Origin of the sequence: Bradyrhizobium sp. SZCCHNRI2009 (genome assembly GCF_032485115.1) — a bacterium.
Taxonomy (GTDB): domain Bacteria; phylum Pseudomonadota; class Alphaproteobacteria; order Rhizobiales; family Xanthobacteraceae; genus Bradyrhizobium.
In genome coordinates this window covers 202222-218006 of sequence record NZ_JAUEUH010000006.1, presented here as the reverse complement: position 1 = coordinate 218006, position 15785 = coordinate 202222, and the positions used below count along the sequence as shown (strand labels likewise).

The window sequence follows — 15785 nt, the reverse complement described above, 5'->3', positions numbered from 1 at the left end:
ATTCCATGACGATCACACGGCGCCGCGCGCTCGCGTCCGGCGCGGCCTTCGCGGGCGCTTCGCTGCTGCCAGGACGGCTGCTGGCCGAGACGCGGCCTGCGTCGATCGCGTTCGGACCGGTGTCGCCGGTCTATGCGATTGCAATGATCGCGGAGCTGAAGGGCTACTTCAAGGACGAGGGCCTCGATCCCAAGCTCCTCACCGGCAATTCCGGCACCTTCGGCCGCCAGACGCTCGCCGCCGATCAAGCGCTGTTTGCGCATGGCGACGCCAGCCACCCGCTGCAGCTCACGGCACGCGGCAAACCGTGCAAGATCCTGCTGGCAACCGAGATGGTCTGCTCCTACGCCAACATCGTGGTGCGACGTGATCTCTACGACAGCGGCATCACCTCGGTCGAGGCGCTCGCCGCCTCCAGGCGCGCCGACGGTGCGAAGCCGATCGTCGCCGCCACGGCGATCGGATCGGGCACCTGGGTCTACGGCACCTATGTGTTCGAGTCGCGCGGCCTGGGCGACAAGGTGAACTGGGTCGCAGGCGGCGGACCGAACACGATGTTTCCATCGCTGCAGACCAAGCAGTTCGACGCCATCATGGCGCCGCCGAGTTGGATCGTCGAGGTCGAGAAGAAGGGCTTCGGCAAGGTGATCTACGACACCTCCAAGCCCGGACTGTTCGAGAAGGATTTCGGCGGCACGGTCCCGGTGCTCGTCATCTACGCCTTGAAGGACACGATCGAGCAGGACAAGGCGCTGGTGCAGGCCTTCGTCAATGCGATCACCCGCGCCATGGCCTGGGTCAAGGCCACGCCGCTCGCCGAGGTGCAGGCGCTGATGACGCCGAAGTACTTCTCCGGCATCGATCCCGAAGCGGTCAGCGCCGAGCTCGGCTTCGACACCGCCACCTGGGCCTATGACGGCAGCATCGACCCCGCGTCCTATGCACGCGGCGCCAAGCCCTGGTACCGCAAGGGGACGGACATTCCCGAGATCAAGTACGAGGACATCGTCGATCCCAGCTTCCTCGCGGCGGCGAAGGCGAAGACCAAATGATGCCGCCCTCCAATGCAGGCCTCGCCTCGGTGCGCGGCGCGGAGAGCCCTGCCGCGGAACGCACCCGGATCGCGGTGCAGGGTTTGATGAAGACCTACAGCACCGGCGGCCGCGAATTTGTCGCCGTCGACAACGTGTCCTTCGATGTGCGGGAGGGCGAATTCGTTGCCCTCCTGGGTCCGTCCGGTTGCGGCAAGAGCACGATCCTCAACATGGTCGCCGGGCTGCTGCCGCGCTCGGGCGGGCGCATCCTGATCGACGGCGACACGGTCGAGACCGGCAAGGTGAATCCAAGGGTCGGCTACGTGTTCCAGCGCGACACGCTGTTTCCGTGGCGGACGGTCGAGCAGAACATCGGCTACGGCCTGGAGATCGCCGGCGTGCCGAAGCCGGAGCGCGCGCAGCGCGTCACCGAGGCCATCGGCAAGGCCGGGCTGCAAGGCTTCGGCCGCAGCTTTCCGCGCATGCTGTCCGGCGGCATGCGGCAGCGCGTGGCGCTGATGCGCACGCTGATCCTCGCGCCGGAGATCCTGCTGATGGACGAGCCGTTCGGCGCGCTCGATACCCACACCAAGCTCGAGATGCACAAGACCCTGCTCGAGATCTGGGAGCGCGAGCGGCAGACCGTGCTGTTCGTGACCCACGATCTCGGCGAGGCGCTGACGCTCGCCAGCCGCATCATCCTGCTGTCGGCCCGGCCGGGGCGCCTCAAGGATGATTTCGAAGTGTCATTCTCCAGGCCGCGCGACCCCGTGAGCCTGCGCGAGACCGCCGAGTTCGGCCGGCTCTATTCCCATATCTGGCATTCGCTCGGCGAAGAATTCCGCCGCACCAAGGCTGACTGAGAAGGCTGACCGATCATGTCGACCCGTCGCGCCGCCATCCTGTTCTGGCAGATCGCCATCCTGGTCATTGTGCTCGTGGTCTGGCAATGGGGCTTCGAGTGGAGCAAGGCGCTGCTGCCCAAAGCCTATGTGCCGAAGATCCTCGATCCCTACTTCGTCGCAAAGCCCTCGCTGATCTGGCAGAGTTTTCTGCGCCTCGGCTGCTTCAGCGACCCCGCCGGAGTCGTCGCCTGCATCGGAGCCACCGACAACAATCTGTGGACCGCGACCCTCGTCACGCTCAAGAACACCTGGTGGGGTTTTCTGTTCGGCGCGCTGACCGGCATCGCCGCCGGCGTGGTGCTCGGGCGGTCGGACTTTCTCGCCCGCGTGTTCGGTCCCTACATCATCGCGCTCAACTCGATCCCGCGCATCGCGCTGGTGCCGCTCGTCATCTTGATCTTCGGTCTCGGCGATCTCTCCAAGATCGCGACCGCATGGCTCGTCGTGTTCTTCGTCGTCTTCTTCAACACCTTCGAGGGCACCCGCGCGGTCGACCGCGACCAGATCGCCGCGGCCCGGCTGCTGGGCGCGAGCGAGCTGACCGTGCTGCGCACCGTCGTCGTCCCGTCCGCACTGGCCTGGGTGTTCGCCTCGCTGCTTCCAGCGGTCTCCTTCGCGCTCGTCGGCGTCATCGTCGGCGAGTTCATCGGCGCCGAGCGCGGGCTCGGCAAGCTGATCATCGAGGCCGAGGCCCGCGCCAATGCGAGCGAGATGATGGTGGCGATCTTCATCATGATGTTCGTCGGCATCCTGCTGGCGCTCGCCGTCCAGTCGCTGCAATCCTACTTGCTCCGCTGGCAGCCGCAGTTCGAGCGCGCGGCCTGACCAAGACGACTGTCCATAGCTCGTCTCGGACTGCTGATCCCGCTCAGCGCACAACCCGAAGGTCAATGAGCTCGCGGCAGAACGTAAGCGCGTAGACGCCGAGCTTGCACAGATCGCGGCCGCTTCCGACATCGTCACCGTGCACCCGGCGGCGATCGAGCCGGCCGATCATGTCAAGATCTGAGGCCATGTGCAGCGGCCGGACGCTTACATCGGGCGTCTCTCCGCCTTCATCTTCGACGTGATCGTCTCCTCTGTTCGATACTACACGGCTGCACACGAGCGGTCGACAACATAGCATTGGTCCGGCTTCCGTCGTGATCTCGCGGTGATGACATCTGGTGGTCCATCCGAGAGTCCGTGCTCAGCCCCGCCTGCCAAGCGGGCGCACATGTCCTCGTCAGGATCGCGGGGCAACACAGACACAATAGCGCGCTCGACGTCTCAATCGAGTTGTCATCGCCGGCAAGATAGCGTGCTCTCCGCATCCGCTTCGATCCACCAAACGTCTCTCCGCCGATCAGCGGAAACTCAGCCAATCTTCTGTCGTCGCACCGTCTGCGAGACGGCGCTCGCCAGAGCGGCGAGCGCCGTCGGGTTGTTCATATTCTGCTCAGCCGCGGGCTCGTCGCTCCGTGCGTCGCAGAAACATCGCGCGGCGGATCCACCCGCATCGCCACGCCCTTGGGAATCGGGGAGGTCTTCACTACAACCATTCTCGCCCGAAATCGAACACCCCACCCTTTGCAGATCAATTACTTAGCTCGCCAAAAAAATCGCAAAATCCCGATTTTCGAGCGCGAATCCGCGAACTCGGGCTAGCTGTTCGCAGCGCAAGTTGCTCGCGATGAATCGCATAGCGAAGCTGGACGACGCTGCGAGCGCGCGCCTCTCGCCCGCTCTGCCATATCTTCGTTGCTCATCGCCGGCCGCGGCCGCCGCCCAGGCCGGGAGGACTGCCGCCGCCCAGGCCGGGAGGACCGCCGCCGCCAAGGCCTGGAGGACCGCCACCGCCAAGGCCGGGAGGACCGCCGCCGCCAAGGCCGGGAGGACCGCCGCCGCCAAGGCCGGGAGGACCGCCGCCGCCAAGGCCTGGAGGACCGCCACCGCCCAGCCCGGGAGGACCGCCGCCTGGCACAGTAGCGCCGCCCGGGACGTCCGAGCCGCCGGGCGTCGCGCCCGGAGTTTGCTCGGATCTCGTACCTTGGATCGAGTCACCCGGAAATTTGTTGACGGACTGGATGGATTCAACCCGCAAGCCACGGGAACTGTCAAAGGTGGCGTTCACGACCACGCGGGCATTGCCTGAGGATGCGAAGCGACTATTGTCATGCGCGACATAGCCCGAGCCGAATTGCAGATAGCTGCCGACGCGGCGGACATAGCCTTCGATCGACAGACGGTTCGCGCCGAAGAAATCAGAGAGGTCGTCAGCCCTTATGCGCGAGATCTGCATCACGCCTTGCGTAACGCGGCCCTCAGCCTGAACACGTTGTCCGACGAGTGCGGCATCGGCGCCGTTGAGTCGCAACCCGCCTATTCGCAGGCCGCCGCGATCGCGTTCGAGTGGTCCGGAAACCCGCGTTGTCGCGTTAAGGCGTTGCTCGACCAGGCTTGAGACGATCACGCCGTCGATGCGGCGCACCCCGAAGACCGCGACATTGACGCCCGGATGGCGCCAGCTTTCGTGGCCGGCCGCTATGATCCGCTGGCCCAGCACGGTCATCTCGCCGTCCCTGACGCTTTCGATCGGCCCCATCACCTCGCTGACCACGTTGACGCCGCGGGTGATCAGCGAACCGTTCGCCTGCGGCAGCGCCAGCACACGAGCCAGATGTCCGATCTTGAGCGCCTTCGCCGATACCGGTTCGCCATCGATCCGCACCGGGACGTTCGGCGCATAGCTGATGCGTTGGCCGTTGACGAAAATGCTGCCGAAACGCTGAATGACGCCAACAATGCCGGTGCCGCCGATGCCCTGATCGTGGCCACGTGTGATACCGGTGCCGCCGATACCCTGATCGCTGCCGCGGCGCACCTGCGCCCAGGCGGAGGACGATCCGGCAAGCCAGAGTCCCATAAGCAACGAGCGGCGCGAGATGACGGGCTGCCTGGTCATGACGAGCCGCCTTCGTCAGCATCACCATTCGCCGCGTCGTCCGGACCTTCGCTGTAAATGTAGATGCCGAAATTCCAGCGGTGGTCGCCGCCCTTGTCCCTGGCGAGCGCGCGGTTTGCTTCCCGGTTGGCGATCTTCAGGGCGTCCATGGCCAGTTCGCGCGAACGCCCTTCGAGACGTTTTGCGAGCTTGGCTGAAAGGCCGTCATAGTGCACCGCGCGTTCGAGGAAACGGGGTGCTGGCCCGGATACGTTTTCGGCGGCTGCCGCGATATGATCATGCAGGTTACGGCCGAGATAGTGCCATTTGCGCTCGTCGTCGCCGCGCGGAACGAAGCCGGTATCCACCAACACGATCTCTTCATCGCCGTTGATGGTCACGAGCTCGCGGTCCAGCCATTCATCCAGCACTGCGCGCGGGCGGACATCCTTCGTGATCGAACTGACGAGCTGCTCGAACGAGGGCGCATCGCCACTGGCCATGCGCGGCAAGGGCAGCGGATCGCCGTTCGCGTCCGTGAACTCCGGAGCGGCGAGCCAGCGTGCCATGATCGCGCTGGTCAGCGACAGAGTGGCAGGCGTTTCATTGACCGGCGCACCGGCGCCGCGCAGCCGCGCAACCTCCTTGCGGTGAATTCCGGTGAGCAGACTCACGCGGCTGTCGGTCTGCTCCTTTCCCTCCAGGGCAAAGTCGTGCTCGGCAACATTGACGAAGAGTTCTCGCAACAGCTGAGCCAGCTCAGGAAATGTCATTCCACCGCGGATGCATAGCCGCACCAGCGGGCGCAGCAGGCGCGCCAAGGGCGCGCGCAGGCTCGCCGCCGCAATCGGCTGATGTGAAGCCGACTTCGATCTCCGGGATTTGGCGTTCATGGCGAAATTGTAGCGGCGAGTCCCGTGGGATACAATCCCACTTTTCCGTCGAGATCAATTGACGTGTGAAATTTTCCCACATATACAGGAGGCGCTCAGTCATGGAGAGTTCGGCTATGCTCGCTCCCTCTCGGCGCCTCTCGGTGCTTCACATCTTCAATGACTGCTATCCCGACCTGTTCGGCGGAGCCCCGTCGGTGATCCGCGACATATGCGCAGGACTGAAAAACGCGTTCACCGCCTGCGTGCTGGTCTGCTCCAAGTCGAACGGGCAACGGCGCATCGTCGTGAACGGCGTTACGATCGAGCGCGTGCGCTCGTTCGGCGATGTAGGTTCGCTTCCGGCCGCGCCGACTTATCCGCTGCGGTTGTGGCGCCAGGTCGCCGATCACGATCTGCTCGCGCTTCATGCACCGTTTTCGCTCGCCGATCTCATGCTCGCCCTGGGGTTGGGCCGCGATCGACCTTTGGTCGTGCACTACCATGCGGACATCGCTTCGCATGCCGGACTGAGGTGGTTTATGAAACCGCTGTTGCGCCGGACGCTGCGGCAGGCGGACGCAATCATCGTGTCCAATGCCATTCTGCTGTACAGCAGCCCGCTGCTGCAGGAATTCGCTGAGAAATGTCACGTCGTTCCGTTCGGCGTCGATGCCTCGAAGTACGATTGGCCAGAGCCGCGCGACAATGACGCTGCCGAACGCGATCGTGGACGGCTCGTGCTGGCTTGCGGGCAACTCGTCCCCTACAAGGGCTTCGATGTGCTGGTGCGAGCGGCGGTCGGCCACCGCTTTGAGGTCTGGATCATCGGCGAGGGTCCAGAACGGGCACGGCTTGAACGAATGATTCATAGCCTCGGCGTCGCGGATCGCGTCCGCCTGCTCGGCTCCGCTCCGAAGGCCAAACTCGCCAGTCTCATGTGTACAGCGGACGTCTTTGTCCTGCCGTCCCTGACCAATGCGGAAACATTTGGCATCGCTCAACTGGAAGCGATGGCGGCGGGACGGCCGATCATCAATACATGGCTTGACACGGCCGTTCCACGCGTGGCGCGCCACGGCATCGAGGCCATTACCGTTCCACCCGGCAATCATGTTCGGTTGGCGGAAGCGATCGAAACATTGCTCCGCGATCCGGAGCGGCGCTGGCGCATGGGCCATGCCGCCCGGCTTCGCGCAACGACGCAATATTCCGTCGACGCCTTCGGGAAAGGAATCGAAACTGTCTATCGCCATGCCGTGACGACTAAGGCATCAAGCCGGTCGACCCTGGCTTCACGTCCCGGAACAATCGGAACGGGTCCGGAAAATCGACATTGCTGAGACTGATTGTGCTGAAACTCGTCGCGCCGGCTCAGCTCGCGATCACGATCCGTGAATAGTCAGGAAGGAGCTACTTATGTACTCGCAAAGCATACCTCTCGTAGAGAATGCGTGGGACGGGCCTGCGCGCGATCCAAACGCCCGATTCGATCCGCGGATTGGACGGCCCATGAAACCGCCTGGCCGTTCTCCTCGCCCCTCCGGCCTCAACGACGACAATATCGCGAGCGACCGGCCGTCGACTGGCAGGCGAACACTCCATACCCTTGCCCGGTTTGTTATTGCAGTTCTCATCGGTATCGGCGCCACCCTTGCCTGGCAGTCCTACGGTGACGCAGCAAGGGACAAGGTAGTGGCCCGGGTTCCATCGCTGGGCTGGTTGTTATCCGTCTCGACGACGAAGTCGCCAGCCATTGCTTCAACTGCCCCGGACCCGATGCAGCAGCTTGAGCCCCTGGCGTTCAATCTCGATGTCGTGCGGCGCAGCGTAGAGCAACTCACCGCCAAGCAAGAGCTGATGGCCCAGAACATTGCGACGCTGCAAGCTGTCGCAGACGACATCAGACAGAGAATGTCAACAACCCCGCCTTCGTCGCTGTCCCAGCAGCAGGCGGCCCCGATCCCGCAGCATAGACTCTCGCAACCCCGGGCGCAGTCATCGACTGTGCAGTCGTCAGTGCCTCGTCCGCTGCCCTCTGCCGGACCCCCCCTGCTCTCGCGCTGACGGCCCAGATTGCCGGCGGGCTTCTTATTGATGGGACGTAGACGCGCGCGGCATGACGGTGCGTAAGCTGCGCCTCAAGTCGTGTATCGTGAATTTGTCGATACCCGCTTCCCAGCTCTCGGAAAATGCATTGTGTACCAATGATGGCTTCCGGACAACACGAGGTGGCCCCCTGATTGCCAAGTGATCTTAAGGTTTCCTAGAATCGCCCTCTGTTTCAGCCTAGAGAGGATGTTGCCCCCAACGGGCCGCACCAGTCTCGCACCAGAACGATCCGAACAAGCCGCAACGAACTCAATCGAAATCGAACGAGAACGCAGCAAAATCAACGAAGCCGATCGATAGCTTGCCGCCCATAACGGCCCGGTCGCAGCCCTAGGGTGATAAGGTCTCACGGACGATCAACGCGTTAGCGGGATCAGTACTTACTTCAAATCCTCACGCACCAATACCGCACCAAGCTGGGCCCGGTCGCGCGACTCCCAAGTATAGAGGGCTACTGGCGCTGGCCGATCGGCCGACGTGGCTGGTCTTCACTATAGGGGACAGCCCGAGCGATTGTCGCCAATTCTGCCAGAGCACCCCAGCGAAACGAGCACCAGAGGCTCTGGTCAAGGTTTTAGAAATTCGCTGGGCTCTACGCCGAGCGCCTTGGACAGCTTACCGAGCATCGTCACAGATGCGCTGTATACGCCTGTCTCCAGCTGACTGACATAGCTCCGATCGACTTTTGCTCGGAACGCAAGCTCCTCCTGCGTCCAGCCCTTCCCCGTTCGGAGGCGACGCAAATTCCGAGCAACAGTATCCCGCAAATCGTTCATTCGTGAGCGAAAATCTATTGGCATGCCAAAGCGGTTCGCCTGCTGGTCGTGTCCCCGGAGGTGGTGTAGCTCGGTGGAGCAAAGCCGCCCGGACGCGCGCTCCCAAATAGCGCCGTAGCGGGCGGGCGGCTTTGCGGTGGTCACCGGCAGTTCTCCGGTAGGATCGGGTTGCGACACGCCAACGCAACCGAGGAACCACCGATGACCGAAGACATGATGAACCTGCGCACGCTGGTAGAGAAGACCCCAGACGCCGATCTGCTGCGCGAGATGATCGGCTTTGCGGCCCAGCGCCTGATGGAGCTGGAGGTCGAGAGCCAGACCGGGGCTGCCTATGGCGAGAAGAGCCCCGAACGTCTGGCCCAGCGCAATGGCTACCGCGACCGGATCTGGGAGACCCGCGCCGGTGCGGTGGAGCTGCGCATCCCAAAGCTGCGCAAGGGCTCCTATTTCCCCGGCTTCCTGGAGCCGCGGCGCATGGCCGAGAAGGCGCTCACCGCCGTGGTTCAGGAGGCTTACGTTCAGGGCGTCTCGACCCGTTCGGTCGACGATCTGGTGCAGGCGATGGGCATGACCGGCATCTCCAAGAGCCAGGTCAGTCGGTTGTGCGGCGAGATCGACGACAAAGTGAAGGCCTTCCTCGGCCGTCCAATCGAGGGTGACTGGCCCTATCTTTGGATCGACGCCACCTATGTGAAGGTGCGCCAGCAGGGGCGCATCGTCTCCGTCGCGGTGATCGTTGCAGTCGGCGTCAACAGCGACGGCCGGCGCGAGGTTCTCGGCATGGACATCGGGCCGTCCGAGGCCGAGACGTTCTGGACCGCCTTCCTGCGCAAGCTGGCCCGCCGCGGCTTGCGCGGCGTCAAGCTGGTGGTGTCCGACGCCCACGAGGGCATCAAGGCCACCGTGACCAAGGTGCTCAGCGCCAGCTGGCAACGCTGCCGCGTCCACTTCATGCGGAACGTGCTGGCTCATGCCGGCAAGAGCGGACGGCGCGTGGTCTCCGCCTTCATCGCCACGGCCTTTGCCCAGGACGATGCCGAGGCCGCTCGCACCCAATGGCGCAAGGTCGCCGATCAGCTCCGTCCCAAGCTGCCCAAGCTTGCCGGCTTCCTCGACGAGGCCGAGACCGACGTGCTTGCCTACATGACGTTCCCGCCGCAGCATCGGACCAAGTTGCACTCCACCAATCCGATCGAACGCCTCAACGGCGAGATCAAACGGCGCACCGAGGTGGTCGGCATCTTCCCCAATGAGGACGCTATCGTCCGCCTCATCGGAGCTGTCCTGCTCGAACAGAACGATGAATGGGCGGTCCAACGCGCCCGCTACATGACGCTGGAAACCATCGCGCCATTGAGCGATGATCCGAACGTCAGCCTCACGGCTATCGCCAGCTGACAGGCCCGGCTCCAGCCGGCGAACGCGGTGGGCCGCCAGCTACACCACGCTTGGGGACACGATCTCGCCTGCTTATCGAGGCAGTCTGTGAAGCGGCCGGCAAACCTGTTCCCGCAATCATACTGGATAATTGAGCTTCTTTTTCTTCGCTGCGGCATCCAGCTGACGCCATCGCCAAGGGGCATGGCGATCCTTCGATTCTCGGCCCGCGGTCCACGGCTCTGGATGCCAATCGGAAGCGGATCATGGCTGAATTGCAAAGCCAGCCCTCCGCTTCGCAGCCGATTGCGCTCCACCCCGTCATTCTTAGGCGATACGAAGAGCAATTGGCGCGGCTCGAAAATGCGCTCGGCAAAGGTGTGAGCGCAGGCGATACGGAGGCTGCCGAAGCAATTCGAGATCTTGTGGAGACGGTGACGGTGTCGAGAGATGACACGCGCCCGGGCGGGGTCTGTGTTGAAATTGCTGGCCGTCTCAACTCGCTGATTGGCGGGGAGGCATACCCAAGCAGAGTAAAGGGAGTGTGGGGAATGGTGGTAGCGGGGGTCCGCTACATCGTGAAGCCCACTATCGCAGAAGCCCTATTTTGTTACAGGAGAGCAGCCTAATTCGGAAGGTCGGATCTCGAAGACCCGCCCAAAAACCGCCGTTCGTGAGCGATCAGTGGCCGCCAAATGGTCGGCCGGCAAGTCGAGTAGGATAGCGGCCTTAGTCTCCTGGCCAATTGACGGCATGGACCTCGGCCGCAGGACCAAGCGCCGCAGCACCCGATAGGCCGTGAACCGGCTCAAGGCCTTAGCCGTCCGGGGCCTATCGCATTATCAAACATCGATCTTTGCCGCGCCAAGCGGCGAGACCGAGGGTGGCGAGGTAGGCCCTTGGTGAGGATCCGGAGGCGACTTCGGGTGGACGCTAGGGCGCCAGAAGGGTCGCGCTTCGGTCACGACGGAGAAGACGCACAGATTTCCTATCGCGGTACGGAGGCGGTTCAGGTGAAGCCCGTCAGGGCCACGCGTATCAGTTGCCCGAGGTTGTGCAGACGAGATTTACTCTGCATGAGACTTCCGCCCGCGACCCAGAGCCGTCGTTGCGCTTGTCCGGGTTGCCGCTTTGCGATACTTTTAAGGGCGGTGTTCCCGGGCGTGGTGTAACTTGGTAGAGCAAAGCCGTCCGCCCGCGCGCTCTCCCATAGCGCCGTAGCGGGCGGACGGCTTTGCGGTGGTCACCGGTGATTGCCCGGTAGGGTCGGGTTGCTGACACCAACTCGATTCGAGGAACCACCGATGACCGACGAGATGATGAACCTTCGCGCGCTCGTCGAGGAGGCCCCGGACGCGGATCTTCTGCGCGAGATGATCGGCTTTGCCGCCCAGCGGTTGATGGAGATGGAGGTCGCCGGGCTGACTGGAGCCGCCTATGGCGAGAAGAGCAGCTCGCGCGCGCGTGCGACGTTGTCGGTGCAGGCGCCTCGCGCCAGCAGGCCGTAGTGGCGGATGCGGCGGAGGCGAGCACGTGGATGAGGAAGCGGCGAATGAACTCGTCCGTCGCGAGCGTCATCCGCTTTTGACGGTCGCGGCCCTTCGACGCGGTAATCCTTCCATCTGAAGGTGACGCCTTGCTGGCCGCAGGCGAGCAGGCGGCTGTTGGCGATAGCGACGCGGTGGGAATAGCGCGACAGATAGGCCAGCGCTGCCTCGGGGCCACCGAACGGACGCTTGGCATAAACGACCCATTCCATCTTGCCCGACGCTGCCAGCAACGTTGCTAATGATTGTTCTCCGGCGAGGTGGGCGTCGTTGCCGAAGATCAGGCGCCCGGCCTGGTGGAGGGTGGCCAGGCGCTCCAGGAACAGCCGACGGAACAGGCGTGAAAGCGCCCGCACTGGCAGGGAAGAATCCTGGCCGCCAGGACACCCAGCGCTGGCCGTCGGGCGAGATGCCGCCGCCCGGTACGATCATGTGCACGTGCGGGTGGGGTGGGTCATGGCCGCTGGTGGCTGACATCCAACGCTCGGCAAGTTCTCCATGAACCAGCCAATATTGTCGCTGACGGCAATCGTAATGAACACGGAATGTCCTCAGCAATCGCCGAATAACAATGCGCTTGTGGAGACCTCTTCCGCAGGGGCTACAACACGTGCAACGCTCCGGTCTGTCCGCTCGTGCAACAAACTTCGGTGCAGCGGCACAATCAATTGGACTTTTTTGAGAGTACCCGGTTTTCTACCCGGAACAGTTTCCTCTCAATGCTCGCTCATGGTGGGTTTCCTCTCATCGCATCCTTAGAAAACGCTATGGTGCATCTCTACGAGTGTAGATTGCAGCAGCGAGGACAATGACGACGCCCTTGATGATCAATTGGACCTGGACCGGCACGCCGAGCAGCACCACTTCGTTGGCGAGGATGACGATGATGGCGGCTCCCGTGAGGGCGCCAAGGATCGAGCCGCGGCCGCCCCGCAGCGACACCCGTCCGACGACACAGGCTACGATCGAGTCGAGCTCGTACCCCTGCCCGACCCAGTTGTCGACGAGCCCGACATAACCGCTCAGGATCAGCCCGGCGAGCGCCGCAAGGCAGCTCGAGATCAGGTAGCAGCCGATCATGACCGCGTCGGAGCGGATGCCAAACAGGCGCCCCGTCACTGGATTGCCGCCGACAATGAAAATCCTCCTTCCGAAAGCGGAACGGTGCAGGACCCCAGCCAGCAAGACCGCTACGAACAGCAGAACGAGTACGTTATAGGGCACGCCGTGAAATTTTCCGGAGCCGAGCAGCCGCAGTACCGGCGGCACGTTGCCGGACGGCGCGCCCTGCGTGTAGGCGAACCTGAATCCCTGGAGCAGGATCATCGTGGCGAGCGTTGCCAGGAACGGGGACACCTGACGCTTGGTGACGAGAAAGCCGTTGAGCAGGCCAACGCTGACAGCGACCACCAAGGCCGTCGCGACGATGGCGGGGACATTCTGGTCGAGGCCCGAGAAACCGGTCGCGATCACGGCGGCGGTCGCCATCATCGAGGCGACAGAGAGATCGAGGCCGCGAACGATCATCACCAGGCTTTGCCCCATGGCTGCGATCGCGAGCGGCGCGACTTGTAGCAGCAGGTTGGACAAATTACCGGGACTGACGAAGGCCGGTGAGATCACGCCACCAAGCGCGAGCAGCAGCGGCAGAGCGAGGGCTGTGCCATAGCTTTCCATGACGCTGCGGACCGACCAGGACGGGGTGACGGAGCCGGCGATTTCTACGGAGCCTGACATCCTGCTCACCCGATCCTGCGGCGTTCGACATAGATGGAGACGGCAAGGATGATGATGACCGCCTGCGCGACCAATTGATAGTGCTTCGACACGTCCATGAAGTTGAGCAGGTTGTTCAGGAGCGTGATCAGAAAGGCGCCGAACAGCGTGCCGATCACGCCGCCTTTGCCACCGCTCAGCAAGGTACCGCCGAGCACGACCGGAGTGATCGAAGCCAAGGTGTAGTTGACGCCGGTGTAGGGCTGTCCAACGCCGAACCTCGCGGCGAGATAAAGCCCGGTCGCCCCGCAGCAGAAGCCCGAGATGCCGTAGACCAGCATCAGGATGCGCGTCCGCCGCAATCCCACGAGACGCGCGGAATTCGCATCATCGCCAAGGGCGTAGATCTGGCGGCCGAGCGGCAAATATCGCAGCAGCAGCGCGACCAGGATGCCAAGGACGACTGCAAGCGTCGCTCCGATGGGGATGCCCGAGATGCGTCCATAGGCGAGCACGGTGAAGCTGCGCGGCACCCGACCGACCGGTCCCAGTGCGTAGAGCAAGGTCACGCCTTGCAGGACCGCGCCCATGCCGAGCGTCACGATCAGCGGATGAACGCGCAAGGTGACGACCAGGCCGGCGTTGAGCACGCCGACGAATGTCCCGAGCGCGAGCACGCCGAGCACGACCGGAACGACCCGATCCGGATTGCCGTTGATCAGGCCTGATGTCAGGCAGGAGGTGAGGCTGATCAGCGAGCCGACCGAGAGGTCGATGCCGCCGCTGAGAATGGTCAGGGTTTGCCCGATACTGACCAGCGCAAGGTCGGTGGTCTGCTCATAGACATTGAGCAGGTTGCCCAGCGTCAGGAATCGGTCGGAGACCGTTGCGCCAACAAGATATACCGCGCAGATCAGGACGAGCACGCCGGCAAGCCCCGCATTGCTGCGCAGCCACCAAGGCATCGCGAGACGGGCGGCGATCGCGGTCATGCGGCGCGCTCGCTCGTGGCCAGGTACATGATGCTTTCCTCCGTGGCGTCGCATCCCGGCAGCTCGCCGGCGATCCGTCCCTCGCGCATGACAATCACGCGATCGGCCATGCCGATGACCTCGGTCATTTCCGAGCTGATCATCAGGATTGCGAGGCCTGAATCGGCAAGTTCGCGCATGATCCGGTAAATATCGGCCTTGGCGCCGACGTCGACGCCGCGTGTCGGTTCATCGAGGATCAGTATCGACCTGCACAGGCGTGCCCAGCGCGCGATGATCACCTTCTGCTGATTTCCGCCCGACATGGTTGCGACCGGCGTTGCCGGTCCGCGGCAGGCGATGCGGTATCGTTCGATTTCGTGGGCGGCGATCGCCAGTTCGCCCTCGCGATCAATCACTCCGTAGCGGGTGACCTCGCCGAGTGCTGGCCCAGTGATGTTCGCAGCAATGTCGAGCAGCATCGCAAGCCCCTGCGACTTGCGATCCTCGGTGACGAGGCCCATGCCGAGCCCGATCGCCTTGGCGGGCGTCATTGCCGTAAAGCGCTCGCCGGCGATGTGGAGAGTGCCCTTCGAGATAGGAGCTGCGCCGAACAGACCGAGCGCCAGATCGGTGCGTCCGGCGCCGACCATGCCCGCCAGCGCGACGACCTCGCCTGCATGCAGTTCTATCGAGACGTCACGGACCCGGTCGCCGACGCAGATGCCGTCGGTGCGTAGCACGGGTTGATCCGGTCGCGACGCGGTCGAGCGCGGGGGAAACAGCTCGCCGAGATCGCGCCCCACCATCATCGAGATCAGCCGTTCGCGCGTGACGGCGACGGTATCCGTCGTGCCGACCAGACGGCCGTCCTTCAGGATCGTGGCACGATCGCACAGCGCGAAGACTTCGTCGAGCCGATGCGAAATGAAGAGAATGGACACACCGGCCTCGCGCAGCCGGCGCAGGCGCTCGAACAACAGTTCGACCTCGCGCCCGGCAATGACGGCGGTGGGCTCGTCGAGGATCAACAGGCGGACATTGTGCGTCATCGCGCGCGCGATCTCGACCATCTGCTGGTCGGCGACCGAGAGAGAGGCCACCGTCTCGCGAGGGTCAAGGGTGATGCCAAGCTTGCGCATCAGCTCAGCGGCCTCTTTCCGTGTCCGTCCGTGATCGACCAGGCCGAGCGCGTTGCGCCGCTCGTTGCCGAGGAAGATGTTCTCGGCGACGGACAACTGCGAAAACAGCGCGAACTCCTGATAGACGACGTGGACTCCGGCGAGCTTCGCCTCGCGCGGTGACGACCATCTCACGCGTTGACCGGCGAGGGTGATCTCGCCTTCGTCGGGCGCAACCGCGCCGGCGATGATCTTGATCAGGGTGGATTTGCCGGCGCCGTTCTCGCCGAGCAAGCCGTGGATTTCGCCAGGTTTGACGTCTAAGTTTACGCCGTGGAGGGCGCGCACGCCGGGAAAACTCTTGGAAATGGCCTTGAGTGTGAGCATTCGGTCCGTCTTGCCCCTTTGGCGTGCCGGCCTCGCCGGTA

At 63.7% G+C, this 15785-nt stretch carries 15 protein-coding genes and 1 pseudogene; 8 read left to right on the top strand and 8 right to left on the bottom strand.

The window, feature by feature from the left end:
* The first annotated feature begins 5 nt into the window (after window positions 1-5).
* The 3 genes from QX041_RS22295 to QX041_RS22285 are packed head-to-tail and all read left to right on the top strand — an operon-like array spanning window position 6 to window position 2764.
* Window positions 6-1052 carry an ABC transporter substrate-binding protein gene (locus tag QX041_RS22295; RefSeq protein WP_315714188.1) on the top strand — a complete coding sequence of 349 codons (1047 nt, stop codon included), beginning with the start codon at window positions 6-8 and terminating at the stop codon, window positions 1050-1052.
* Window positions 1049-1897 carry an ABC transporter ATP-binding protein gene (locus QX041_RS22290; RefSeq protein WP_315714187.1) on the top strand — a complete coding sequence of 283 codons (849 nt, stop codon included), beginning with the start codon at window positions 1049-1051 and terminating at the stop codon, window positions 1895-1897. Before QX041_RS22295 ends, QX041_RS22290 begins: the two co-directional genes overlap by 4 nt.
* A 15-nt stretch (window positions 1898-1912) precedes the next feature.
* On the top strand, window positions 1913-2764 hold the full coding sequence (locus QX041_RS22285) for an ABC transporter permease (RefSeq protein WP_315714186.1): 852 nt from the start codon (window positions 1913-1915) through the stop codon (window positions 2762-2764).
* A gap of 43 nt (window positions 2765-2807) precedes the next feature.
* On the opposite strand, the gene QX041_RS22280 is transcribed toward QX041_RS22285, so the two are convergent.
* From QX041_RS22280 to QX041_RS22270, 3 genes are all read right to left on the bottom strand, one after another.
* On the bottom strand, window positions 2808-2936 hold the full coding sequence (locus tag QX041_RS22280; protein ID WP_315714185.1) for a hypothetical protein: 129 nt from the start codon (window positions 2934-2936) through the stop codon (window positions 2808-2810).
* Between the two features lie 747 nt (window positions 2937-3683).
* A complete protein-coding gene (locus QX041_RS22275; protein ID WP_315714184.1) occupies window positions 3684-4883 on the bottom strand; it encodes a hypothetical protein in 1200 nt (399 codons plus the stop codon).
* Window positions 4880-5755 carry a DUF6502 family protein gene (locus QX041_RS22270; protein WP_315714183.1) on the bottom strand — a complete coding sequence of 292 codons (876 nt, stop codon included), beginning with the start codon at window positions 5753-5755 and terminating at the stop codon, window positions 4880-4882. Before QX041_RS22270 ends, QX041_RS22275 begins: the two co-directional genes overlap by 4 nt.
* 101 nt (window positions 5756-5856) lie before the next feature.
* Here QX041_RS22270 and QX041_RS22265 point away from each other — a divergent pair, with 101 nt between their 5' ends.
* Together QX041_RS22265 and QX041_RS22260 are read left to right on the top strand one after the other, a co-directional pair.
* Window positions 5857-7077 carry a glycosyltransferase gene (locus QX041_RS22265; RefSeq protein ID WP_315827670.1) on the top strand — a complete coding sequence of 407 codons (1221 nt, stop codon included), beginning with the start codon at window positions 5857-5859 and terminating at the stop codon, window positions 7075-7077.
* 169 nt (window positions 7078-7246) lie between these two features.
* The gene (locus tag QX041_RS22260) at window positions 7247-7801 is read left to right on the top strand and encodes a hypothetical protein (protein WP_315827669.1); all 555 of its coding nucleotides are present in this window, start codon (window positions 7247-7249) and stop codon (window positions 7799-7801) included.
* Window positions 7802-8412: 611 nt separating this feature from the next.
* Here the strand turns inward: QX041_RS22260 and QX041_RS22255 are convergent.
* A complete protein-coding gene (locus QX041_RS22255; protein WP_315750443.1) occupies window positions 8413-8622 on the bottom strand; it encodes a helix-turn-helix transcriptional regulator in 210 nt (69 codons plus the stop codon).
* Window positions 8623-8823: 201 nt separating this feature from the next.
* Between QX041_RS22255 and QX041_RS22250 the strand changes: the two genes are divergently transcribed.
* From QX041_RS22250 to QX041_RS22240, 3 genes and pseudogenes are all read left to right on the top strand, one after another.
* Window positions 8824-10023 carry an IS256 family transposase gene (locus QX041_RS22250; protein ID WP_316164510.1) on the top strand — a complete coding sequence of 400 codons (1200 nt, stop codon included), beginning with the start codon at window positions 8824-8826 and terminating at the stop codon, window positions 10021-10023.
* Window positions 10024-10268: 245 nt separating this feature from the next.
* On the top strand, window positions 10269-10631 hold the full coding sequence (locus QX041_RS22245) for a hypothetical protein (protein ID WP_315750108.1): 363 nt from the start codon (window positions 10269-10271) through the stop codon (window positions 10629-10631).
* A gap of 675 nt (window positions 10632-11306) precedes the next feature.
* Window positions 11307-11462 (top strand): annotated as a pseudogene (locus QX041_RS22240) (IS256 family transposase); the annotation flags it as partial.
* Here the strand turns inward: QX041_RS22240 and QX041_RS22235 are convergent.
* The 4 genes from QX041_RS22235 to QX041_RS22220 form a co-directional block, all read right to left on the bottom strand.
* Window positions 11438-11905: a transposase gene (locus tag QX041_RS22235; RefSeq protein WP_315706495.1), complete on the bottom strand. Its 468-nt coding sequence runs from the start codon at window positions 11903-11905 to the stop codon at window positions 11438-11440. The pseudogene QX041_RS22240 and the gene QX041_RS22235 sit on opposite strands and share 25 nt — an antisense overlap.
* A gap of 409 nt (window positions 11906-12314) precedes the next feature.
* The gene (locus tag QX041_RS22230; protein WP_315706496.1) at window positions 12315-13286 is read right to left on the bottom strand and encodes an ABC transporter permease; all 972 of its coding nucleotides are present in this window, start codon (window positions 13284-13286) and stop codon (window positions 12315-12317) included.
* Window positions 13287-13291: 5 nt separating this feature from the next.
* The gene (locus QX041_RS22225; protein WP_315706497.1) at window positions 13292-14257 is read right to left on the bottom strand and encodes an ABC transporter permease; all 966 of its coding nucleotides are present in this window, start codon (window positions 14255-14257) and stop codon (window positions 13292-13294) included.
* Window positions 14254-15744: a sugar ABC transporter ATP-binding protein gene (locus QX041_RS22220; RefSeq protein WP_315706498.1), complete on the bottom strand. Its 1491-nt coding sequence runs from the start codon at window positions 15742-15744 to the stop codon at window positions 14254-14256. The genes QX041_RS22225 and QX041_RS22220 overlap by 4 nt, the downstream gene beginning before the upstream one ends.
* Window positions 15745-15785: the final 41 nt, after the last annotated feature.